This is a genomic window from Streptomyces sp. NPDC097129 (assembly GCF_055668065.1).
This window is the reverse complement of the sequence record NZ_JBVOQE010000010.1, coordinates 236,446-257,068: the sequence shown is the minus strand read 5'-3', so window position 1 is coordinate 257,068 and position 20,623 is coordinate 236,446. Positions and strand designations below refer to the sequence as shown.

Here is a 20,623-nt window from a genome sequence, read left to right as displayed (position 1 = left end):
TAGGGGGACGGAGGGTCAGGGGTCTCGCGGATTTCGGACCTGACGGCGGGGTGCCGGACCGGGCGGGCAGGTGGTGCCGTGCCGGAGGGACGGTCAGTGCAGCGCGGCCGGCTCTATGCCCAGCAGCTCCGACAGCGCGCGTTCGCCCGCCGCCGTCACCTTCACCGCCCGTTCGGAGCCGATCCGCACGCACCAGCCGGCCTCCAGTGCGTGCCGGCACAGCGCGGCGCCCGCCACCCCGGCCAGGTGCGGCCGGCGCTCGGTCCAGTCCAGGCAGGCCCGGGCGAGCGGACGGCGGGCCGAGGGCCGCAGCCCGATGCCGGCGCTGTCGAACCAGGTCACGCCCGCGTCCGTGAGCGCGAACCCCGTGTCCTGGCGCAGCAGTCCGCGCGTGGTGAGGGCGTCGGTGACCGCGATGCCGAGCCGGCCGGCGAGATGGTCGTAGCAGGTCCGCCCGCGGGCCATGGCCGATCCGGCGCTCGCCGCGCGCAGCGACCGCGGCCGCACGGCGGCGTCCTGCGCGACCTGAGCCGCCAGGTCCTCCACGAGCTGTGCGACCCGGGCGTCGGCGAGCCGTACATAGCGGTGGCGGCCCTGGCGTTCCTCGGCGAGCAGGCCGCCCGCGACGAGCTTGCCCAGGTGCTCGCTGAGCGTGGACGCGGCGACCCCGGCGTGCCGGGCCAGTTCGCCGGCGGTCCAGGCCCGTCCGTCGAGCAGCGCGAGCAGGCAGGCGGCACGGGTCTCGTCGGCGATCAGCGCGGCCAGCCGGGCCAGGCCCGGGCTTGGGGGTCCCTGGTGGTCATGCGCTCCAGCATGCGGCACCGACGCTTCGGCGCCCACCGAAGTGTCGTGACCGCAGCGGCGCGTACGGCCGCGCCCGCCGAGGTGCGGCACCGGCGCGTACGGCCGCGCCCGCCGAGGTGCGGCTACGACAGCAGCGCGTACTGCTGGGCCAGCCCGTCCAGCAGGGCCGTCAGACCCGTCTCGAAGGCCCGCTCGTCGATCTTCTCCTGCTGCTCGGCGAGCAGATGGGCCTGGCCGAGGTGCGGGTAGTCGGCGGGGTCGTAGGCGCTCGGGTCCTCCACGAACCCCGCGGCGAACGAGCCGAGCGCGGAGCCCATGATGAAGTACCGCATCAGCGCGCCGATGCTGGTCGCCTGGGCCGGCGGCCAGCCCGCGTCCACCATGGCGCCGTAGACCGCGTCGGCCAGCCGCAGGCCCGCGGGGCGCCGACCGGGGCCGCGGGCCAGGACCGGGACGATGTTCGGGTGGTCGCGCAGGGCGGCGCGGTAGGAGACGGCCCAGTCGTGCAGCGCGGTCCGCCAGTCCCGGCCGTCCTCGAACATCGACAGGTCGACCTGGGCGCTCACCGCGTCGGCGACCGCCTCGAGGATCTCGTCCTTGGTGCGGAAGTGGTTGTACAGCGACGGCCCGCTCACTCCCAGTTCGGCCGCCAGGCGCCGGGTGGAGACGGCCGCGAGTCCCTCGGTGTCGACGAGTTCCCGCGCCGTCCGAACGATGCGGTCGGTGCTCAGCAGGGGCTTGCGCGGTCGGGCCATGGCGCACATAGTAGGGCTGCACATCGAAACTAGCAGTGCTAATTTAAATGTGCAGCTTTCAAGGTCCTTAGTCTGTGGGGTGGTCGCGTGGTGAACATGGAGCTGAGCGAGGAGCAGGCCGCCGTACGGCAGCTCGCGCGGGACTTCGTGGAGCGGGAGATCGCCCCGCACGTCATCGCCTGGGACCGCGCCGAGGAGGTCGACCGGTCCCTGGTGAAGAAGCTCGGCGAGGTCGGCTTCCTGGGCCTGACGATCGACGAGGAGTACGGCGGCTCCGGCGGCGACCACCTCGCGTACTGCCTGGTCACCGAGGAGCTGGGCCGCGGCGACTCCTCCGTGCGCGGCATCGTCTCCGTCTCCCTCGGCCTGGTCGCCAAGACGATCGCGGCCTGGGGGAGCGAGGAGCACAAGCGGCGGTGGCTGCCCGGGCTCACCGGCGGCGAACTCGTCGGCTGCTTCGGCCTCACCGAGCCCGGCACCGGCTCCGACGCGGGCAACCTCGCCACCCGGGCGGTGCGCGACGGCGGCGACTACGTCCTCAACGGCACCAAGATGTTCATCACCAACGGCACCTGGGCCGACGTCGTGCTGCTCTTCGCGCGCTCCACCGGCGCCCCCGGCCACAAGGGCGTGACCGCCTTCCTCGTCCCCACCGACACGCCCGGCCTGACCCGCCGCACCATCCACGGCAAGCTCGGCCTGCGCGGGCAGGCCACCGCCGAGCTGGTACTCGAGGACGTGCGGGTACCGGCGTCGGCGATGCTGGGCGAGGAGGGGCAGGGCTTCAAGGTCGCCATGTCCGCCCTCGCCAAGGGCCGGATGTCGGTGGCGGCCGGCTGCGTCGGCATCGCCCAGGCCGCGCTGGACGTCGCCGTGCGCTACGCCGGCGAGCGCGAGCAGTTCGGCAAGACCATCGCCCACCACCAGCTGGTGCAGGAGCTGATCAGCGACATCGCCGTCGACGTCGACGCGGCCCGGCTGCTGACCTGGCGCGTCGCCGACCTCGTCGACCGCGGGCAGCCGTTCGCCGTGGAGTCCTCCAAGGCCAAGCTGTTCGCCTCCGAGGCCGCCGTGCGCGCCGCCAACAACGCCCTGCAGGTCTTCGGCGGCTACGGCTACATCGACGAGTACCCGGCGGGCAAGCTGCTGCGCGACGCCCGTGTGATGACCCTCTACGAGGGCACCAGCCAGATCCAGAAGCTGGTGATCGGGCGGGCGCTGACCGGCGTGTCGGCCTTCTGAGGAGCTTTGAGTACGTCCTGAGTATCCCGGCGGATGTGGCAGGCGCCACGTCCGCCGACGCTTGTCCCCATGAGTGACACACCGGTCAAGCAGCAGAGCACGGCCGCCTTCTACGGCCAGGCCGTCGCCTCCTTCGCCGTGGCCATGGCCGCCACCGCCGCCGGGATCTTCCGGCTGAACGCCGACGCGTGGGTGCGCGGCTTCCTCGCCATCGCGGTCCTCTACCTCGTCACCTCCGCCTTCACCCTCGCCAAGGTGATCCGCGACCGGCAGGAGGCCGGGCAGATCCACAGCCGCGTCGACCAGGCGCGGCTGGAGAAGCTGCTCGCCGAGCACGACCCCTTCGAAAAGCTCTGACCCCGGGCCCCGCGTGACCCCGCTGCTCTAAGCGGCCGCTCACCTTCGGCGGTATGGTGGTGTCCCTGTCACCGGAAGGGGCGAACAGCAGATGAGTACGGCGGAGGAGACGGCCGGCGGCGAGAGCGAGCCGTGGGACGAGGTCACCCCTGAGGCGGCACGCCGGTTGCTGGTCGCCGCCGTGGAGGCCTTCGCCGAGCGGGGCTACCACGCGACGACCACCCGCGACATCGCGGGCCGCGCCGGGATGAGCCCGGCCGCGCTCTACATCCACTACAAGACCAAGGAGGAGCTCCTCCACCGCATCAGCCGCATCGGCCACGACCGCGCGCTGAGCATCCTGCGCACGGCCGCCCGTGGCGAGGGCACCGCGACGGAGCGGCTCGCCGAGGGCGTCAGCTCCTTCGTCCGCTGGCACGCGGGCCGGCGCACCACCGCCCGGGTCGTGCAGTACGAGCTGGACGCGCTCGGCCCCGAGGCCCGCGCCGAGATCCTCGCGCTGCGCCGCCAGGTCGACGCCGAGGTGCGCGGGATCGTCGAGGAGGGTGTGGCGAGCGGCGAGTTCGACGTGCTGGACGTGCACGGCACCACCCTCGCGGTGCTCTCGCTGTGCATCGACGTCGCCCGCTGGTTCAACGTCGCGGGCCCCCGCACACCGGAAGAGGTCGGCGCGCTCTACGCCGACCTCGTGCTCCGGATGGTGGGCGCGAAGTAGCCCCTTCGTGTTCCGCCGGACCTACACGTAGTACCGGGACACCGACTCCGCCACGCACACCGGCTTGTCGCCGCCCTCGCGCTCCACGGTGAAGGCGACGCTCACCTGCACCCCGCCCGGCACGTCCTCGACGCCGGTGATCGACGCCGTCGCGCGCAGCCGGGAGCCGACCGGGACGGGGGCGGGGAAGCGGACCTTGTTGGTGCCGTAGTTGACGCCCATCTTCACGCCCTCGACCGCGATCAGCTGGGGGCCGAACAGGGGCAGCAGCGACAGCGTGAGGTAGCCGTGCGCGATGGTCGTCCCGAACGGGCCGGCGGCGGCCTTGGCCGGGTCGACGTGGATCCACTGGTGGTCGCCGGTGGCGTCCGCGAACAGATCGATCCGCTTCTGGTCGACCTCCAGCCAGTCGGTGTACCCCAGCTGCTCGCCCACCGCCGACTTCAGCTCGTCGGTGGAGGTGAAGATCCTCGGCTCTGCCATGGTCCCGGCCTTTCGCGTCGCCTGTCGGGGCATCGGCCCCAAGGTGTCTAAGCAACTGCTTAGCATGGTCGCGCGAGCGGCCGCTGTCAACGGACAGGCCGCCCGGCACGGTCGGTAGGCTTCGAGGAGTGCCACAGATTCCCGAGAAGATCCACGAGCTCACCGTCGGCCAGCTGTCCGCCCGCAGCGGCGCCGCGGTCTCCGCGCTGCACTTCTACGAGGCCAAGGGGCTGATCAGCAGCCGCCGCACCTCGGGCAACCAGCGCCGCTACACCCGCGACACCCTGCGCCGGGTCGCCTTCATCCGCGCCGCGCAGCGCGTCGGCATCCCGCTGGCCACGATCCGCGACGCCCTCGCCCAGCTCCCCGAGGAGCGCACGCCCACCCGTGAGGACTGGGCGCGGCTGTCGGAGACCTGGCGCTCCGAACTGGACGAGCGCATCAAACAGCTCAACCGACTGCGAGACCACCTCACCGACTGCATCGGCTGCGGCTGCCTGTCCCTGGACAACTGCGTGCTGTCCAACCCGGACGACGTGTTCGGCGAGCGCCTGACCGGCTCCCGGCTGATGGCGGAGCCGAAGCGCTGAGGCTCCGGCTCCCTCCCGCGCCCTACTCGAACTCGGTGCCGCCCTTGCGGGTCAGATACGCCGGGCTCACCGCCTTCGCGATCGCCCGGCCTCCGGTCACCGGGCTGTACCGCTCCCGGGCGGGCCGGATCACCACGCCTTCCCGCAGGTGCAGTGCACGCCCCGAGACGGTCTCCCGCCCGCTCGCCCACTCCAGCACCCGCTCGACGGCGAACGGCCCCTCGTACAGCCGCGGCACCAGTGGCAGCTCCCCGTCGAGCAGCTCGGCCGCGTCCAGCCACCGCACCGACCCGTCGATCTCCGCGGACACGTCGAACACGGCGTACCCGAGCACATGGTCCCGGCGCCCGTCTGCCCCGTACGACAGGTCCTGCACGCCCTCGCCGTAGACCTCGCCGAAGATCCCCACCCGGCGCGCCCCCAGCCGCCGCGCGAGCCGGGCCGCGGCCTCGGCGACGCCGTGCGCCCGCACCGCCCGCCAGTACAGGTTGCGCGCGTCCTCCTTCAGCGCCAGCGACCTGGCGCCGAAGCCCTTGGACGACACGTGCACCCGGTCGTCGTCGGCCACATAGGTCACCAGGCAGGCGGTCCCGTGCAGCTTCTCCGTCAGCACCACCGGCTCGCCCGGCGCGAAGACGTCCGGATACCGCTGGATGTTCTCGATGTCGACCCACGGCAGCAGTTCGGGCGCGGACTCCACCTCGCCGTCCATCGTGGGCGGCACGGGCGGCACCCACTTGGTGATGCCGAGCAGCTCCGCGAAGTCCGTCCCGTCGTGCGCGGCCCGGACCAGATCGACACCGTCCAGCGCCTTCGGCCGGCACACGATGCCCTGCGACAGCTCCCCGCGCAGCCGTACCGCCTTGACCCGGTTCGCCGCGCCGCCCGCCAGCCGTCCGGTCAGCCCCAGCTCCTCGATCAGCCCGGCGGGGAGCACGGCCTGTTCGGGGATGTAGACGGCGGCCTCACCCGTGCGGTACACGCCCTTGGCGACGACCGCGCGGTACAGGCCCACCTGGGCCAGTTCCAGCGCGTCGGCGTCCGGATGCTCGTGAACGGTCAGCACTTCGGCGGTGACGCGGAGCGTCGACATCGGTAACTCCCTGCTCAGTCAGCGGTGTTCATCACCCCCGACTCTCCACGAGCCAAACCGCCGAAGCGAACGAATTACCGCCCGCTGACGTCCCGCGCGCCACGGCGTCGGCGCTCCCGCGTACGGCGGGAAGGGGACGAGGCGGGGGGTGTCCGCCCGCAGCGTCCGGCACCGGGCAACGGCGCGCCCATCGGAAACGGGCGGCCGGACCGAGGACGGACACCCCCGCCCCGGCCCCGACCCACAACGCACCGCAGGCGCTACCGAGGTCACGCCGACACCAGCACCCTCCCCCTCCGCGCGTACGCCAGCGCCTCCGGACTGAGGACCGGCCGCGGCACCAGGATGCCGCAGTGGACGCAGACCGGGCCCGCGGAGGGCTCGTGGTGCAGGCCGTGGCGCCACACCAGGCGGGAGCCGTCGCACACCGGGCAGGTCGCGCCCGGCTCGCGCTCCAGCGCCGCGATCAGCCGGCGCAGTACCTCCGCCAGCGGCTCGCGCGGGTGCACCCGTGGGTCGTCGCACCAGGCGACCCCGAATCCGCCCCAGGTCATCCGGTGCCAGTCGTCCACGCTGCCCGGCCTGCGCAGCCCGTCGTGCTTCTCCTTCCTGCGCCGCTCGGCGAACTCCACCTCATAGGCGAGCCACACCGACCGCGCCTCCTCCAGCTCGCCCAGCGCGGCCACGAGCCGCGCCGGGTCGGCCGACCTGTCCTCGGGGCCGAACCCCCACCGGGTGCACAAGTGGTCCCAGGTCGCCCTGTGCCCGTAGGGCGCGAACCGCTCGAGGCACTTGCGCAACGAGTACCGGCGGAGCGCCAGATCGCTGCGCGGATCACGTACCTGTCTCGCCAGACTCCGGAAACCGGCCATCGCCTTGCACCTCCGTCACACCTGCACCTGTACTTCGGTCACGTCGGCGTCGTCGTGCGGACGTTGCCGAATAGACGTATCGACACGCGATCCGGCTCCATCCGTTTTCCGATGCCGTCCATAAAGCGACCCCCGCCCGACCCTCGACTTCCCCCGGACCGGCAGGAGTTGACCTCCAAACTTGACGCATGTTCATCTTCCAACGCGGGGATACCGCCGGTAACATCCGGCCAGCCCCCACGTCGGTAGGAGCCGTCCATGTCTTGGCGCACCCCACGAAGCACGCTGGACAGAGAGAGAACTCCCCGCAGATTCCCCGGGTTCCTGAAGACCGCATCCGTATGCGTCCTCGTTGCCGGGCTTTTGTCACCCTTTTCCCAAACCGCGGCGGCGGCCCCCGACGCCACGGCCGCCAACGACCACTGCGGCGGCCAGTGTTCGGACATCCTGCCGCCCGGCGAGAACGGCAACGCCACGCTCGCCCAGATCCTGCTCAACCAGGCCTTCGGCACCCAGCCGAGCCACGCCGAGGACCAGCTCGGGCCCTACGCGAACCTGGCCACCGGCTACCCGTCCCTGACCACCGACAAGATCAACACCTTCTTCGACGACGCGTCCTTCGGCGTCGCCGCCGACCAGGTCGCCTCCACCCTCAAGCCCGCCGGCCGCGGCGACGTCACGATCGTCCGCGACAAGAAGACGGGCGTACCGCACATCACCGGCACCACCCGCTACGGCACCGAGTTCGGCGCCGGTTACGCGGCGGCCCAGGACCGGCTGTGGCTGATGGACGTCTTCCGGCACGTCGGACGCGGTCAGCTCACCTCCTTCGCGGGCGGCGCCCCCTCCAACCAGGGCCTGGAACAGCAGTTCTGGCGCAACGCCCCCTACACCGAGGCCGAACTCCAGGGCCAGATCGACCGGGCCGTCGCCACCGCAGGCGCCCGCGGCCAGCAGGCCCTCGGCGATGTCAACGCCTACCTGGACGGCGTCAACGCCTACATCGACGCCTCCGACAGCGGCCGCTACTTCCCGGGCGAGTACGTCCTGACCGGCCACAAGGACTCGATCACCAACGCCGGCACCATCGCGCACTTCAAGGTCACCGACATGGTCGCGCTGGCCTCCGTGATCGGCGCGCTGTTCGGCTCCGGCGGCGGCGGTGAGGTGAACAACGCCCTCTCCCTGCTCGCCGCGCAGGAGAAGTACGGCGTGGCGGAGGGCACCCGGCTCTGGGAGTCCTTCCGCGAGCGCGACGACCCCGAGGCCGTCCTCACCCTCCACAACGGCGAGCGTTTCCCCTACGCCACCCGGCCCGACGACCCGCAGGGCGAGGCGCTGCCCGACGCCGGCTCGGTCACCGAGGAGCCGCTCGTCTTCGACCGCACCGGCAGCGCCGCCACAGCCGGCGCGAACACGGCCTCGAAGACGGCCGTGAACAGCGCCCTGTCCTCGGCGCGGCGCGGCATGTCCAACGCCCTGGTCGTCAGCGGCACGCACACCGCGAGCGGTCACCCCGTCGCCGTCTTCGGCCCGCAGACCGGCTACTTCGCGCCCCAGCTGCTCATGCTCCAGGAGATCCAGGGCCCCGGCCTGAGCGCCCGCGGCGCCTCCTTCGCCGGACTGAGCATGTACGTCGAACTCGGCCGCGGCCAGGACTACGCCTGGAGCGCCACCACGTCCGGCCAGGACATCATCGACACCTACGCCGTCGAGCTGTGCCAGGACGACCACCACTACCTCTACCGCGGCACCTGCACGGCCATGGACCAGATCGAGCAGAAGAACGCCTGGAAGCCGACCGTCGCCGACGGCACCGCGGCCGGCTCCTACACGATGCGGGTGTGGCGCACCAAGTACGGACCCGTGCAGTACCGGGCCACCGTGGGCGGCAAGAAGGTCGCCTACACCACCCTGCGCTCCTCCTATCTGCACGAGGCCGACTCCATCATCGGCTTCCAGATGCTCAACGACCCCGACTACGTCAAGGGGCCGAAGGACTTCCAGAGCGCGGTGCAGCACATCAACTACACCTTCAACTGGTTCTACGCCGACGCCGCGCACACCGCGTACTACAACAGCGGCGACAACCCGGTCCGCGCCGGCGGCGTCGACGCCGACTTCCCGGTGTGGGCGCAGACCGCGTACGAGTGGCGCGACTGGGACCCGGCGACCAACACCGCCGCCTACACCCCGCCCTCCGCGCACCCCAACTCGCTCGACCAGGACTACTACATCTCCTGGAACAACAAACAGGCCGCGGGCTACGCGGCCGCGCCCTGGGGCGAGGGGTCCGTGCACCGCGGCAACCTGCTCGACGACCGGGTGAGGAAGCTGGTCGCCGCCGGCGGCGTCACCCGCGCGTCCCTGACCCGTGCGATGGCCGAGGCGGCCCTGACCGACCTGCGCGCCGAGGACGTCGTACCGGACCTGCTGAAAGTGATCAACAGCGCCCCGGTCTCCGACCCGGCGGCCGCCGCGGCCGTCGAGAAGCTGCAGGGCTGGCTCGCCGCGGGCGCCCGGCGCACCGAGACCTCCGCCGGGTCGAAGACGTACGCCGACGCCGACGCGATCCGCATCCTGGACGCCTGGTGGCCGCTGCTGGTGAAGGCCGAGTTCGAGCCGGGCCTCGGCACCGACCTGTACACCGCCATCAGCCGCAACCTGCCGATCGACGAGGCCCCGTCGGCCGGACACGGCCCCACCGGGGCGCACGCCGGAAGCTCCTTCCAGTACGGCTGGTGGAGCTATGTCGACAAGGACGTCCGCGCGGTGCTCGGTGAGCCGGTGCGCGGCCCGCTGGCGCGGACGTTCTGCGGCGGCGGCGACCCCGGCGCCTGCCGGGACCTGCTCGTCGGCACGCTGAAGGAGGCCGCGGGCAAGACCGCCGCCCAGGTCTACCCGGGCGACGACCAGTGCTCCGCGGGCGACCAGTGGTGCGCGGACGCGATCGTCCAGCGCACGCTGGGCGGCATCAAGCACGGGAAGATCAGCTGGCAGAACCGGCCGACCTACCAGCAGGTCGTGGAGTTCACCTCACACCGGTGACGTTCAGGCGGTGGGCCGGGCGATCCGGCCCGCCGCCACCACGACCCGCGCCAGCTCCGGGTGCAGGATGTCGCCGTGCGCCCCGGCCGGCGGGCCGCCGTGGCAGACCACCGCCGCCGCGTCCACGTTCACACAGCCCGACGCGGGCAGCGGCCCGCGCAGCGCCTCGGCGAGCGTCATCGCGCGCGTGCCCGGCACCGCCTGCACCCCGTCGTAGCCCATCGCGCCCCACTTCACGCCGAGCAGCTGCCCCACACCGAACTCCTCCACCGCTCCCTGCGCGTCGCCCGCGACCTTCGACGCCAGCGGGTAGAACGTGCCGAGCGCCGTGTCGTGCCGGGAAAAGCAGCACACCACGGGGCCGTCCACCCGCTGCTGCTGGCCCTGCAGCACCCCGCCCGCGCGCGGGTCGTACGGCAGCCGGGAGGCGAACGCGTAGTGCGAGAAGGCGCCCTGCAGCAGCGTCACCGAGGCCACCGCGCGCACCCCCTCGGGCAGCCCGCGCAGCGCGAACGACACCAGCCGCCCGCCGAAGCTGTGCCCCACCAGATGCACCCGCATCCCGGGCACGGCGGCGGCCAGCTCCCCGACGACCCGCCCGAGCCCGCGCTCGCCGACGGTCCCCGCGCGCCGCTTCATCGCGTAGTAGGCCGCCTGCCGCAGTAACTCGTGCGCCCCGTCCCAGGGGTTGGGCAGCGCGAACCCCTCCGTGTCGGCCAGCGCCCGCGCGAACTCCCCGCACACCTCGGCCGCCGGCCGCGTGAACATCGCCGGCTCGTCCTGCGGCACGCCCTCCGCCACCGTGTCGGCGGCGAACAGCGCCTGCGGACCGGGCGCCACGACCTCCACCAGCAACCGCACCAGCCGCCCGAACTCCTCCAGTTCGGCCTCCTCGGGCGGCTGCTGCTCCAGCAGCCGCCCGAGCTGCTCGACGATCGGCGCCCGCCCGGGGAAGCTCTCCAGCAACGCGTGCCGGGTGCCCTTGTCGAGCGCCGGGCGGCGCGCCGGCCCGGCCGCGAGTGCCCGCGGGAAGTCCGGGATCGGCTCGTCGGAGAACCGCATCGACGGCCAGATCACGCCCACGTACCCGATCCGCGCGCCCGGCGTCAGCTCGGGGAAGGGTGCGAAGAAGCGGCTGTAGAGCCGGGTTGCGGCCGAGCGGTCCTCGTTCCAGCCGTGGGCGAACACCACCAGGTCGCGGACGTGGCGCTCGGCCACCTGGCTCAGCAGCCGGTCCCGCTCGGCGCGGTCGACGTCACCGTCCGCGTCGAAGGTCAGCTCCCAGTACGGCGTCACACTCATCGCCGGCTCTGCCATGACGGACTCCTTCGTCCCCCCACGCGCTGCGCTGTGTGGCGCATCGTCCTGCGAACGGGGGAGCTTGGCCATACATCACGGCAGCACCGCTACGACGGGTTTTCCCCGGGCAGGGGTGTTTCGCCCGCGCGGCGTCGTCACCGGTACAGCAGATACCGCTCGCGCACCCGCCGGAAGGCCGCCAGCTCGTCCTGCCAGCCCGCCACCACCGCGTCGGTGTCCGCCCCCGCGTCGATCGCCGTACGCACCCCGGTGGAGCCGGTCAGCTTGTCGATCCAGTTGTCGGAACGCCAGGCGAAGCCGCTCCAGACCTGCCTGGCCGTCACCAGCAGGGCGATCCCGGTGCGCACCGGGTCGTAGGCAGCCCGGTCGTGCACATGGATCTGCACGCCACCGATCGTCTTCCCCTGGAACTTGGAGAACGTCGGCGCGAAGTACGCCTCACGGAAGCGCACCCCGGGCAGAGCGAGCGCGTTCACCGCAGCCGCCCAGCGTCCGTCGACGCCCTCGGCGCCGAGCAGTTCGAAGGGACGGGTGGTGCCGCGCCCCTCGGAGAGGTTGGTGCCCTCGAACAGACAGGTGCCGGAGTAGACGAGCGCGGTGTCCGGCGTCGGCATGTTCGGGCTCGGCGGCACCCACGGCAGCCCCGAGGCGTCGTAGAACTCCGTCCGTTTCCAGCCGGTCATCGTCACCGTCTCCAAGGGCACCGGCGTGCTCAGGAACTCCCCGTTGAACAGCAGGGCGAGCTCCGCGACCGTCATGCCGTGCGCCTGCGCGATCGGCTGCCGGCCGACGAAGGTCGCGAACTCCCGGTGCAGGACGGGCCCGAGCGCGGCGCGCCCGGTCACCGGGTTGGGCCGGTCCAATACCACGAACCGCTTGCCCGCGGCGGCGGCCGCCTCCATGCAGTCGTACAGCGTCCAGATGTACGTGTAGAAGCGGGCGCCCGCGTCCTGGATGTCGAAGACGACCGTGTCCACGCCGGAGGCCGTGAACACGTCGGCGAGCGGCCGGCCGCTCTTGAGGTAGGTGTCGTAGACCGGCAGCCCGGTCGCGGGGTCGTCGTAGCGGCCCTCGGAGCCGCCCGCCTGCGCGGTGCCGCGGAAGCCGTGCTCCGGCCCGAAGACGGCCCGCAGGTCGACGCGGGGGTCGGCGTGCAGGACGTCGACGATGTGCCGGGCGTCGCGGGTGACGCCGGTGGGGTTCGTGACGATCCCGACCCGCTGTCCGTCCAGCAGCGCGTAGCCGTCGGCGGCCAGGCGCTCGAAGCCCGTGCGCAGCGGGCGGCCGCCGCCCGGCGGGGCCGCCTGAGCCGGGGCCGCCGACGCCGCCACCACGGCGGCGCTCGCGAGCACGCTTCGTCTGGACAGCTTCATACGACGACCTCCGTGATCCCGGCGTGTCATGGCCACGCACGCTAGCGTCCCCGTGGCCCGCGGGGAACGAAGCGGACCGGAACAGGTCTTCCGCAGCTACATACCGACTGGTTAGTGTGGCCGTTCGAAGGCGGGAGCCGTTTCGCGTCGCGTCGCGTCGAAGGAGACCGATGGTGCAAGCCGTGCAGGGTGCTGGAGTGATCGTCACGGGGGCCGGAGGCGGGATCGGGGCCGCGCTGGCCCGCCGCTTCGCCGCCGAGGGCGCCCGGGTCGTCGTCAACGACCTGGACGCCGGGAAGGCGCAGGCCGTCGCCGACGAGATCGGCGGCACCGCCGTCCCCGGCGACGCCTCCGCGATCGTCGAGGCGGCCCGGGAGGCGCTCGGCGGCACCGTCGACGTCTACTGCGCCAACGCCGGCGTCGGCTCCGGCGGCTCCGAGGCGGCCGAGGAGAGCGTCTGGGAGCTGGCCTGGGACGTCAACGTCATGGCGCACGTCCGCGCGGCCCGCGCCCTCCTGCCGGGCTGGCTGGAACGCGGCAGCGGCCGCTTCGTCTCCACCGTCTCCGCCGCCGGACTGCTCACCATGATCGGCGCGGCCCCCTACAGCGTCACCAAGCACGGCGCCTACGCCTTCGCCGAGTGGCTGTCGCTGACCTACCGCCACCGCGGGGTCAAGGTGCACGCGATCTGCCCGCAGGGCGTGCGCACCGACATGCTGTCCGCCACCGGAAGCGCCGGCGACCTGGTCCTCAAGCCGACCGCGATCGACCCCGACGACGTCGCCGACGCGCTGTTCAAGGGCATCGAGGACGACCGCTTCCTGATCCTGCCGCACCCCGAGGTCCACGGGTACTACCAGGCCCGCGCCGCCGACCCCGACCGCTGGCTGACGAACATGAACCACCTTCAGCGCAAGTGGGAGGGAGAGCGGTGACCGGGGTGAGCTACGCGGACAAGCCCTGGCTGGCCCTCCTCACCGACGCCCAGAAAGCCCCGGTCGAGCCCGCCGACTCCCTGGTGCACGCCCTGCGCCTGGCCGTCGCCGGGAGCCCGGAGCGCACCTTCCTCGCCTACTTCGACGGCCGGCTCACCTACCGCGAGGCGGACGAGCTCAGCGACTCGGTCGCCGGGCACCTCGCCGCGCGCGGCCTGGAGCCGGGCGAGCGGGTGGCGGTCCTGCTGCAGAATTCCCCGCACTTCGTGCTCGCGGTGCTGGGCGCCTGGAAGGCCGGCGCGGTCGTCGTCCCCGTCAACCCGATGTACAAGTCGGGCGAGGTGTCCCACATCCTGCGGGACGCCGAGGTGAGCGCCCTGGTGTGCGCCGACCGCGCGTGGGAGACGTATCTGCGCGACACGGCCGCCGACTCGCCGGTGCGGATCGCGCTGACGGCGTGCGAGCTCGACTTCCAGACCGAGAACGACGCGCGCGTGCTGTCCTTCGAACGGCTGCCCGAGGCCCCGGACGCCGACGACCTGACCGCCGTCGCCCGTGCCGGCCACCGGGCGCCCGACGGCCGCGATCCGGCACCCGACGGCATCGCCCTGATCAGCTACACCTCCGGCACCAGCGGCACCCCCAAGGGCGCCACCAACACGCACCGCAACATCATGTACAACGCCGAACGGCAGAGCGGCGGGCTCGGCCTGCCCGAGCAGCCCGTGTACTTCGCGCTGGCGCCGCTGTTCCACATCACCGGCATGGTCTGCGAGTTCGGCGCCTGCCTGAACAGCGCGGGCACCCTGGTGCTGGCCTACCGCTTCGACGCGGGCGTCGTCCTCGACGCGTTCGCCGCGCACCGCCCGCACTACACGGTCGGCCCGTCGACCGCGTTCATGGCGCTGGCCGCGCACCCCTCCTGCACCCGGGAGCACTTCGCGTCCTTCACCGTCATCTCCTCCGGCGGCGCCCCGCTGCCGCCGGCGCTGGTGGAGAAGTTCCGGGCCGGCTTCGGGCCGTACATCCGCAACGGCTACGGACTCACCGAGTGCACCGCGCCCTGCGCGTCCGTACCGCCCGGTCTCCAGGCGCCCGTCGACCCGGTCTCCGGCACCCTCGCGGTCGGCCTGCCCGGCCCCGACACCGTCGTACGGATCGTCGACGAGCGCGGCGAGGACGTGCCGTTCGGCGAGCAGGGCGAGATCGCCGTACGCGGGCCGCAGGTCGTCCCCGGCTACTGGCGCCGCCCCGACGCCACCGCCGAGACCTTCCCCGGCGGCGAGCTGCGCACCGGGGACATCGGCTTCATGGACGAACAGGGCTGGCTGTACGTCGTCGACCGCAAGAAGGACATGATCAACGCGTCCGGGTTCAAGGTGTGGCCGCGCGAGGTCGAGGACGTGCTCTACACCCACCCGGCGGTGCGCGAGGCCGCCGTCGTCGGTGTGCCCGACGGCTACCGCGGCGAGACCGTGCGGGCCTACATCAGCCTGCGCCCGGGAGCCGAGACCGACCCGGGTGAACTCGCCGCGTACTGCAAGGAGAGACTGGCCGCCTACAAATACCCTCGGCAGGTCGAGATCCTGACCGACTTGCCCAAGACGGCAAGTGGCAAGATCCTCCGTCGGGAGCTGCGTTCCCGCGCGCGAGACAGCCAGTAGACATACGGAAAGGCAGGTGGCGGCAGTGCCCAGGACGACGGACAAAGACGGCACCCCGGTGCCGCAGCGGCTCCTGGCCGCCGCCACCCGGCTCTTCGCCGAGCAGGGCTACGACCGCACCTCGGTGCAGGAGATCGTGGAGGCGGCCGGCGTCACCAAGGGGGCGCTGTACCACTACTTCGGCTCCAAGGACGATCTGCTGCACGAGGTGTACGCGCGCGTGCTGCGCGTCCAGCAGGAGCGTCTCGACCACTTCGCCGGACTGGACGCGCCGGTGGACGAGCGGCTGCGCGGCGCGGCGGCGGACGTCGTGGTGACCACCATCGACAACCTCGACGACGCGTCGATCTTCTTCCGGTCGATGCACCACCTCAGCCCGGAGAAGAACAAGCAGGTGCGCGCCGAGCGCCGCCGCTACCACGAACGCTTCCGCGCGCTGATCGAGGAGGGCCAGCGCGAGGGCGTCTTCTCCACGGCGACCCCGGCCGACCTCGTCGTGGACTACCACTTCGGCTCGGTCCACCACCTGTCGACCTGGTACCGCCCCGACGGCCCACTCACCCCGCAGGAGGTCGCCGACCACCTCGCCGACCTGCTGCTGCGGGCACTGCGCCCGTGACCTGACGGGCTGTCGCCGGGCCTGCCGCCACCGGTGCGGCGACCGTGAGGGAACAGTCCCCCGCCCGGGACGCCGTGCCCGCGACCTGACGGACGAGCGCCGCCGCCGCCGGGTTGCGCGGCGCCGGTCCCCGTCCCGCCAGCACGACCGTACGGCCGGTCTCGGGCTGCCGTATCCGCACACACGGCAGCCCGGCCCGCTCGCCGATGGCGCGGGGCACGAAGGCGACCCCGATCCCGGCCCGCACCAGATCCACCAGCAGCCCGATCTGGGTGACGTCACAGGTGATACGGCGCTCCAGGCCGCAGTGGGCCGCGAGGCGCCGTACGGCCGTCTCCAGGCCCGTCCCGGCGCGGAAGTCGACGAACGGCTCGTCGGCGAGGTCCTTGATGAGCGTGCGGCCGGCCCGGCCGAGCGGATGACCGGCCGCTGTGATCAGCACCAGCTCCTCCTGCCAGGAGGCGTACGCGTCGAGCCCCTCGGGCAGTTGCCGCGCGTCCGGTGCGAGGAATGCCAGGTCCAGCTCGCCGGCCCGCAGCGCGTCGGTCAGCTCACCGACCGGTGCGTCCCGCACGGACACCTGCACGCCGGGGAACTCCTGGTGGAAAGCGGCCAGTTCGGCGGGCAGATCCACGCAGGTCAAAGTCTGGATGGTGCCGATGGACACCCGCCCGGTGGCGAGGCCCGACACCGCGGCGACCGCGTCCCGCGCGGCCTCGGCCCCGGCGAGCAGCGCACGCGCCTGCGGGAGCAGGGCCCGGCCGGCCTCCGTGAGCACCACACGGCGGCCCGTCCGCTCGAACAGGTCGGCGCCCAGCTCCCGTTCGAGGTTCCTGACCGAGGTGCTGAGCGCCGACTGCACGATGAGTTCGGCCCGGGCGGCGGCCGTGAAACTGCCTTCGGTGACCACCGCCATGAAGTGGCGGAGCTGGCGGATCTCCATCCATCTATTCTAGAGATGGGCGCCAGCGACACCATCTGTTGGACCGGTGGGAGTTCTGCGCGCCACGCTGGACGCATGACACGCAGACCTCTTGTGCACCGGCTCCTCACGTTCCTCCGCGCCCTGGCCCGGGAGGACCACCACTACTCCGGCGGTTACTAGACCAGGCCCCGGATGTGACCGGGCCTCGCCGTGGGACACGAGGGCCCCCCTGAGCGTCGGCTAGACGTACTTCTTCAGCTCGCGTCGTGCCAGCGAGCGCTGGTGGACCTCGTCCGGGCCGTCGGCGAGCATCAGGGTGCGGGCGGCGGCGTACAGCTCGGCCAGCGGGAAGTCCTGGCTCACCCCGCCCGCGCCGTGCAGCTGGATCGCCCGGTCCAGGATGCCGACCACCGCACGCGGCGTGGCGATCTTGATCGCCTGGATCTCCGTGTGCGCGCCCCGGTTGCCGACGGTGTCCATCAGCCAGGCCGTCTTCAGCACCAGCAGCCGCAGCTGCTCCACCGTCACCCGCGCGTCGGCGATCCAGTTCTGGACCACGCCCTGCTGCGCCAGCGGCTTGCCGAAGGCGGTGCGGTCGACCGCCCGCCTGCACATCAGCTCGATGGCCCGCTCGGCCATGCCGATCAGCCGCATGCAGTGGTGGATACGGCCGGGGCCGAGCCGGGCCTGGGCGATGGCGAAGCCGCCGCCCTCCTCGCCGATCAGGTGCGTCACCGGCACGCGCGCGTGGTCGAAGACCACCTCGGCGTGGCCGCCGTGGGAGTGGTCCTCGTATCCGAAGACCTGCATCGCGCGCCGGACGGTGACGCCCGGGGTGTCGCGCGGGACCAGGACCATGGACTGCTGGCGGCGGATGTCCGCACCGTCCGGGTCGGTCTTGCCCATCACGATGAAGATCTTGCAGTCCGGGTTCATCGCGCCGGAGATGTACCACTTGCGGCCGGTGATGACGTACTCGTCTGTGCCATCGGAGGCTCGCTGGATGTGCGTGGTGATGTTGGTGGCGTCGGAGGAGGCCACCTCCGGCTCGGTCATCGCGAACGCCGAGCGGATCTCCCCGGCGAGCAGCGGCTCCAGCCACTGCTTCTTCTGCTGCTCGTCGCCGAACTGCGCGAGCACCTCCATGTTGCCGGTGTCCGGCGCGGCGCAGTTGGTCGCGGTGGGCGCGAGATGCGGGGAGCGGCCGGTGATCTCGGCGAGCGGCGCGTACTGCAGGTTGGTCAGGCCGGCGCCGTACGCCTCGTCCGGCAGGAACAGGTTCCACAGGCCCTGGCGGCGGGCCTCGGCCTTGAGGTCCTCGACGATCCGCGGGGTGTCCCACGGGGAGGCGAGAGCGGCCCGCTGCTCCTCGGCCACCGCCTCGGCCGGGTAGACGTACTCGTCCATGAAGGCGAGCAGTTTGGCGCGAAGCTCCTCGGTGCGTGCGTCGAACGCGAAGTCCATGGCCTACTCGCCCTTCTGCAGAGTCGTCAGTCCGTGCTCGATGAAGACCGGGACCAGTTCGCCGATGCGGTCGAAGCCGCGGCCGACCGTCTGGCCCAGGGTGTAGCGGTAGTGGATGCCCTCGAGGATCACGGCGAGCTTGAACCACGCGAACGCCGTGTACCAGTCCACCGCCGACACGTCGCGCCCCGAGCGCGCGGCGTACCGCTCGATGAGTTCCCTCGGGGCCGGATGCCCCGGCGCCCGCGCGGTGGTGGAGACGGGGGAGTCCGGCATCTCCAGCGGCCGGCTGTACATCACCAGCAGGCCCAGATCGGTCAGCGGGTCGCCGAGTGTGGACATCTCCCAGTCGAGGACCGCCCGGATCGTGTCGTCGGCGCCGATCAGGACGTTGTCCAGCCGGTAGTCGCCGTGCACGATCGTCGGCGCGGGCGAGGGGGGCAGCTCCCGGCCGAGGGCTGCGTGCAGCTCGTCGATGCCGGGCAGCTCGCGGTTGCGGGAGGCGTCCAGCTGCTTGCCCCAGCGGCGCAGCTGCCGGTCCAGGAAACCCTCCGGGCGGCCGAAGTCGCCGAGGCCGACCTGGGCGGGGTCCACGGCGTGCAGGTCGACGAGGGTGTCGACGAGCGACAGCACCGCCTGCCGGGTGCGCTCCGGGCCGAGCGGCGCGAGCTGTTCGGCGGTGCGGTACGGGGTGCCCTCGACGAACTCCATGACGTAGAAGGGCGCGCCGAGCACCTCCTCGTCCTCGCACAGCAGCAGCGGCTCCGGCACCGGCACGTTCGTCGGGTGCAGGGCGCTGATCACCCGGTGCTCGCGCTTCATGTCGTGCGCGGTGGCCAGTACATGGCCGAGCGGGGGCCGGCGCACGACCCACTGCCGCGCGCCGTCGCCGACCAGATACGTGAGGTTCGACCGTCCGCCCTCGACCAGCCGGCCGGTCAGGGGACCGGCCACCAGGCCGGGCCGCTCGCGCTCCAGCAGGCCGCGCAGCCGGTCGAGATCGAGTCCGGGCGGGTGGTCGGGGCTCATCGTCGCTCCTCCAGGCAGGTGAACGGGTACTTCCCCCATCATGCTGACCGGTCGGTATGTCGTCCAGTGCCCGGGCGGAACGTGACCTGTGCCACGATAGCCAACAGCCCCGGCGCGGACCCACGCACGCGTGGTCCCTCCGGGCTTGCGCGGCGCCCCCGGACCCCGGAGGGTCGGTGCCATGAAGGCGATCAGCTACAGCCGGTACGGCGGACCCGAGGTGCTGGAGTACGGGGAGGTGCGCGAGCCCAAGGTCGGCCCCGACGCCGTACTGGTGAAGGTGCGGGCGGCGGCGGTGAACCCGGTGGACTGGAAGTGCCGCGAGGGCTATCTCGACGGCATGTTCGAGTCCGTCTTCCCGGTGGTGCCCGGCTGGGACGTCTCCGGCGTGGTGGTCAGGCCCGGCGTGTCCGTCACGGAGTACGCCGAGGGCGACGAGGTCATCGGGTACGTCCGCGAGGACTTCCTCTCCCGCGGCACCTTCGCCGAGTACGTGGCCGCGCCCGTGCGCACCCTCGCCCGCAAGCCGCGCAGCCTCTCCTTCGAGGAGGCCGCCGGGCTGCCGCTGACCGGGCTGACCGCCTACCAGGTGCTGGTCAAGGCGCTCGGCGTCAAGCGCGGCGAGACGGTGCTGGTGCACGCCGCGGCCGGCGGCGTCGGCTCGATCGCCGTCCAGCTCGCCCGGCACTTCGGCGCCCGCGTGATCGGTACGGCGAGCGAGCGCAACCACGACTTCGTGCGGGGGCTGGGCGGCGAACCGGTGAGCTACGGCGAGGGGCTGGCCGACCGGGTGCGGGGGCTCGCCCCCGAGGGCGTGGACGCGGCGTTCGACACGGTCGGCGGTGACGCGCTGCAGGCGTCCGTGGCCCTGCTGAGCGCCGGCGGCCGGCTCGCCTCGATCGCCGACCCGGACGTGCTGACCTACGGCGGCCGCTACGCGTGGGTGCGCCCCGACGCCGAGGACCTGCGGAAGCTGTCGGACCTCGCCGACCAGGGCGTGGTCTCCGTACACATCGACTCGACCTACCCGCTGGAGCGGGCGGCCGACGCCCACCGCAAGAGCCAGGAGGGCCGGACCCGGGGCAAGATCGTGGTGACGGTGACCGACGAAGAGGGATGACGCCGGTGGTCGCGCGGGGGCGGTGCGGGAGGTCGGCGCCCGCTCGGTGTGCGGGGGCGGTGCCCGAGGGGCTGGTGCCCGCTTAGCACGCGGGGGTGGTGCCTGAGGGGGCTGATGCCTGCTCACCGCATGGGCGCGGTGCCCGAGGAGGCTGATGCCTGCTCACCGCATGGGTGCGGTGCCCGGGGAGGCTGATGCCCGCTCATCGCGCCAGG

19 protein-coding genes are annotated in these 20,623 nt (G+C 72.5%); 9 read left to right on the top strand and 10 right to left on the bottom strand.

Annotated features, from left to right (window positions below):
- Nucleotides 1-93: 93 nt before the first annotated feature.
- Nucleotides 94-840 (bottom strand): ArsR/SmtB family transcription factor, encoded by a 747-nt coding sequence (locus tag AC0B9F_RS27650; RefSeq protein ID WP_472007136.1) that lies wholly within the window; start codon nt 838-840, stop codon nt 94-96.
- A gap of 86 nt (nt 841-926) precedes the next feature.
- The gene (locus AC0B9F_RS27645) at nt 927-1,559 is read right to left on the bottom strand and encodes a TetR/AcrR family transcriptional regulator (RefSeq protein WP_472007135.1); all 633 of its coding nucleotides are present in this window, start codon (nt 1,557-1,559) and stop codon (nt 927-929) included.
- A gap of 90 nt (nt 1,560-1,649) precedes the next feature.
- On the opposite strand from AC0B9F_RS27645, the gene AC0B9F_RS27640 reads away from it, so the two are divergent.
- The 3 genes from AC0B9F_RS27640 (at nt 1,650) to AC0B9F_RS27630 (ending at nt 3,873) form a co-directional block, all read left to right on the top strand.
- On the top strand, nt 1,650-2,801 hold the full coding sequence (locus tag AC0B9F_RS27640) for an acyl-CoA dehydrogenase family protein (protein WP_472007289.1): 1,152 nt from the start codon (nt 1,650-1,652) through the stop codon (nt 2,799-2,801).
- Nucleotides 2,802-2,870: 69 nt separating this feature from the next.
- Nucleotides 2,871-3,158 carry a YiaA/YiaB family inner membrane protein gene (locus AC0B9F_RS27635; protein WP_472007134.1) on the top strand — a complete coding sequence of 96 codons (288 nt, stop codon included), beginning with the start codon at nt 2,871-2,873 and terminating at the stop codon, nt 3,156-3,158.
- A gap of 91 nt (nt 3,159-3,249) precedes the next feature.
- Nucleotides 3,250-3,873, top strand: coding sequence for a TetR/AcrR family transcriptional regulator (locus AC0B9F_RS27630; RefSeq protein ID WP_472007132.1), 624 nt, complete (start codon nt 3,250-3,252; stop codon nt 3,871-3,873).
- A 21-nt stretch (nt 3,874-3,894) separates the two neighbouring features.
- On the opposite strand, the gene AC0B9F_RS27625 is transcribed toward AC0B9F_RS27630, so the two are convergent.
- Nucleotides 3,895-4,356 (bottom strand): MaoC family dehydratase, encoded by a 462-nt coding sequence (locus tag AC0B9F_RS27625; protein WP_472007130.1) that lies wholly within the window; start codon nt 4,354-4,356, stop codon nt 3,895-3,897.
- Between the two features lie 128 nt (nt 4,357-4,484).
- Between AC0B9F_RS27625 and soxR the strand changes: the two genes are divergently transcribed.
- On the top strand, nt 4,485-4,946 hold the full coding sequence (gene soxR, locus AC0B9F_RS27620; RefSeq protein ID WP_472007128.1) for a redox-sensitive transcriptional activator SoxR: 462 nt from the start codon (nt 4,485-4,487) through the stop codon (nt 4,944-4,946).
- A gap of 22 nt (nt 4,947-4,968) precedes the next feature.
- Here the strand turns inward: soxR and AC0B9F_RS27615 are convergent, their stop codons facing one another.
- A complete protein-coding gene (locus AC0B9F_RS27615; protein ID WP_472007126.1) occupies nt 4,969-6,039 on the bottom strand; it encodes an RNA ligase (ATP) in 1,071 nt (356 codons plus the stop codon).
- A 269-nt stretch (nt 6,040-6,308) separates the two neighbouring features.
- Nucleotides 6,309-6,911, bottom strand: a complete 603-nt coding sequence (locus AC0B9F_RS27610) for a hypothetical protein (protein WP_472007124.1) — start codon at nt 6,909-6,911, stop codon at nt 6,309-6,311.
- Nucleotides 6,912-7,169: 258 nt separating this feature from the next.
- On the opposite strand from AC0B9F_RS27610, the gene AC0B9F_RS27605 reads away from it, so the two are divergent.
- Nucleotides 7,170-9,959, top strand: a complete 2,790-nt coding sequence (locus AC0B9F_RS27605; RefSeq protein WP_472007122.1) for a penicillin acylase family protein — start codon at nt 7,170-7,172, stop codon at nt 9,957-9,959.
- Between the two features lie 3 nt (nt 9,960-9,962).
- On the opposite strand, the gene AC0B9F_RS27600 is transcribed toward AC0B9F_RS27605, so the two are convergent.
- The gene (locus tag AC0B9F_RS27600; RefSeq protein ID WP_472007120.1) at nt 9,963-11,276 is read right to left on the bottom strand and encodes a serine-threonine protein kinase; all 1,314 of its coding nucleotides are present in this window, start codon (nt 11,274-11,276) and stop codon (nt 9,963-9,965) included.
- A 137-nt stretch (nt 11,277-11,413) separates the two neighbouring features.
- Nucleotides 11,414-12,652 carry an exo-beta-N-acetylmuramidase NamZ family protein gene (locus tag AC0B9F_RS27595; RefSeq protein WP_472007118.1) on the bottom strand — a complete coding sequence of 413 codons (1,239 nt, stop codon included), beginning with the start codon at nt 12,650-12,652 and terminating at the stop codon, nt 11,414-11,416.
- 170 nt (nt 12,653-12,822) lie between these two features.
- Here AC0B9F_RS27595 and AC0B9F_RS27590 point away from each other — a divergent pair, with 170 nt between their 5' ends.
- From AC0B9F_RS27590 to AC0B9F_RS27580, 3 genes are read left to right on the top strand one after another with little or no spacing between them, the layout of a single operon-like run.
- Entirely contained in the window at nt 12,823-13,587 is a 765-nt protein-coding gene (locus AC0B9F_RS27590; RefSeq protein WP_472007116.1) for an SDR family oxidoreductase, read from the top strand.
- The gene (locus AC0B9F_RS27585; RefSeq protein ID WP_472007114.1) at nt 13,584-15,251 is read left to right on the top strand and encodes a class I adenylate-forming enzyme family protein; all 1,668 of its coding nucleotides are present in this window, start codon (nt 13,584-13,586) and stop codon (nt 15,249-15,251) included. The genes AC0B9F_RS27590 and AC0B9F_RS27585 overlap by 4 nt, the downstream gene beginning before the upstream one ends.
- Before the next feature lie 25 nt (nt 15,252-15,276).
- Nucleotides 15,277-15,870, top strand: a complete 594-nt coding sequence (locus tag AC0B9F_RS27580) for a TetR/AcrR family transcriptional regulator (RefSeq protein WP_472007112.1) — start codon at nt 15,277-15,279, stop codon at nt 15,868-15,870.
- On the opposite strand, the gene AC0B9F_RS27575 is transcribed toward AC0B9F_RS27580, so the two are convergent.
- The 3 genes from AC0B9F_RS27575 to AC0B9F_RS27565 all read right to left on the bottom strand — a co-directional run bounded on the left by AC0B9F_RS27575 (nt 15,809) and on the right by AC0B9F_RS27565 (nt 19,288).
- Nucleotides 15,809-16,813: a LysR family transcriptional regulator gene (locus tag AC0B9F_RS27575; protein ID WP_472007110.1), complete on the bottom strand. Its 1,005-nt coding sequence runs from the start codon at nt 16,811-16,813 to the stop codon at nt 15,809-15,811. The genes AC0B9F_RS27580 and AC0B9F_RS27575 overlap by 62 nt on opposite strands.
- 222 nt (nt 16,814-17,035) lie before the next feature.
- Nucleotides 17,036-18,259, bottom strand: a complete 1,224-nt coding sequence (locus tag AC0B9F_RS27570) for an acyl-CoA dehydrogenase family protein (RefSeq protein WP_472007108.1) — start codon at nt 18,257-18,259, stop codon at nt 17,036-17,038.
- Between the two features lie 3 nt (nt 18,260-18,262).
- On the bottom strand, nt 18,263-19,288 hold the full coding sequence (locus tag AC0B9F_RS27565; protein ID WP_472007106.1) for a phosphotransferase family protein: 1,026 nt from the start codon (nt 19,286-19,288) through the stop codon (nt 18,263-18,265).
- A 181-nt stretch (nt 19,289-19,469) separates the two neighbouring features.
- On the opposite strand from AC0B9F_RS27565, the gene AC0B9F_RS27560 reads away from it, so the two are divergent.
- Complete coding sequence (locus AC0B9F_RS27560) at nt 19,470-20,408, top strand: NADP-dependent oxidoreductase (protein WP_472007104.1); 939 nt, start codon at nt 19,470-19,472, stop codon at nt 20,406-20,408.
- The last annotated feature ends 215 nt before the right edge of the window (nt 20,409-20,623 follow it).

Excerpts from the sequence above, each read along its gene's own strand:
- AC0B9F_RS27590 (WP_472007116.1), top strand. The coding sequence starts at position 12,823 with ATGGTGCAAGCCGTGCAGGGTGCTGGAGTGATCGTCACGGGGGCCGGA.
- AC0B9F_RS27575 (WP_472007110.1), bottom strand. The coding sequence starts at position 16,813 with ATGGAGATCCGCCAGCTCCGCCACTTCATGGCGGTGGTCACCGAAGGC.
- AC0B9F_RS27645 (WP_472007135.1), bottom strand. The coding sequence starts at position 1,559 with ATGGCCCGACCGCGCAAGCCCCTGCTGAGCACCGACCGCATCGTTCGG.
- AC0B9F_RS27600 (WP_472007120.1), bottom strand. The coding sequence starts at position 11,276 with ATGGCAGAGCCGGCGATGAGTGTGACGCCGTACTGGGAGCTGACCTTC.
- AC0B9F_RS27615 (WP_472007126.1), bottom strand. The coding sequence starts at position 6,039 with ATGTCGACGCTCCGCGTCACCGCCGAAGTGCTGACCGTTCACGAGCAT.
- AC0B9F_RS27610 (WP_472007124.1), bottom strand. The coding sequence starts at position 6,911 with ATGGCCGGTTTCCGGAGTCTGGCGAGACAGGTACGTGATCCGCGCAGC.
- AC0B9F_RS27630 (WP_472007132.1), top strand. The coding sequence starts at position 3,250 with ATGAGTACGGCGGAGGAGACGGCCGGCGGCGAGAGCGAGCCGTGGGAC.
- AC0B9F_RS27565 (WP_472007106.1), bottom strand. The coding sequence starts at position 19,288 with ATGAGCCCCGACCACCCGCCCGGACTCGATCTCGACCGGCTGCGCGGC.
- AC0B9F_RS27560 (WP_472007104.1), top strand. The coding sequence starts at position 19,470 with ATGAAGGCGATCAGCTACAGCCGGTACGGCGGACCCGAGGTGCTGGAG.
- AC0B9F_RS27595 (WP_472007118.1), bottom strand. The coding sequence starts at position 12,652 with ATGAAGCTGTCCAGACGAAGCGTGCTCGCGAGCGCCGCCGTGGTGGCG.
- AC0B9F_RS27605 (WP_472007122.1), top strand. The coding sequence starts at position 7,170 with ATGTCTTGGCGCACCCCACGAAGCACGCTGGACAGAGAGAGAACTCCC.
- AC0B9F_RS27570 (WP_472007108.1), bottom strand. The coding sequence starts at position 18,259 with ATGGACTTCGCGTTCGACGCACGCACCGAGGAGCTTCGCGCCAAACTG.
- AC0B9F_RS27625 (WP_472007130.1), bottom strand. The coding sequence starts at position 4,356 with ATGGCAGAGCCGAGGATCTTCACCTCCACCGACGAGCTGAAGTCGGCG.
- AC0B9F_RS27635 (WP_472007134.1), top strand. The coding sequence starts at position 2,871 with ATGAGTGACACACCGGTCAAGCAGCAGAGCACGGCCGCCTTCTACGGC.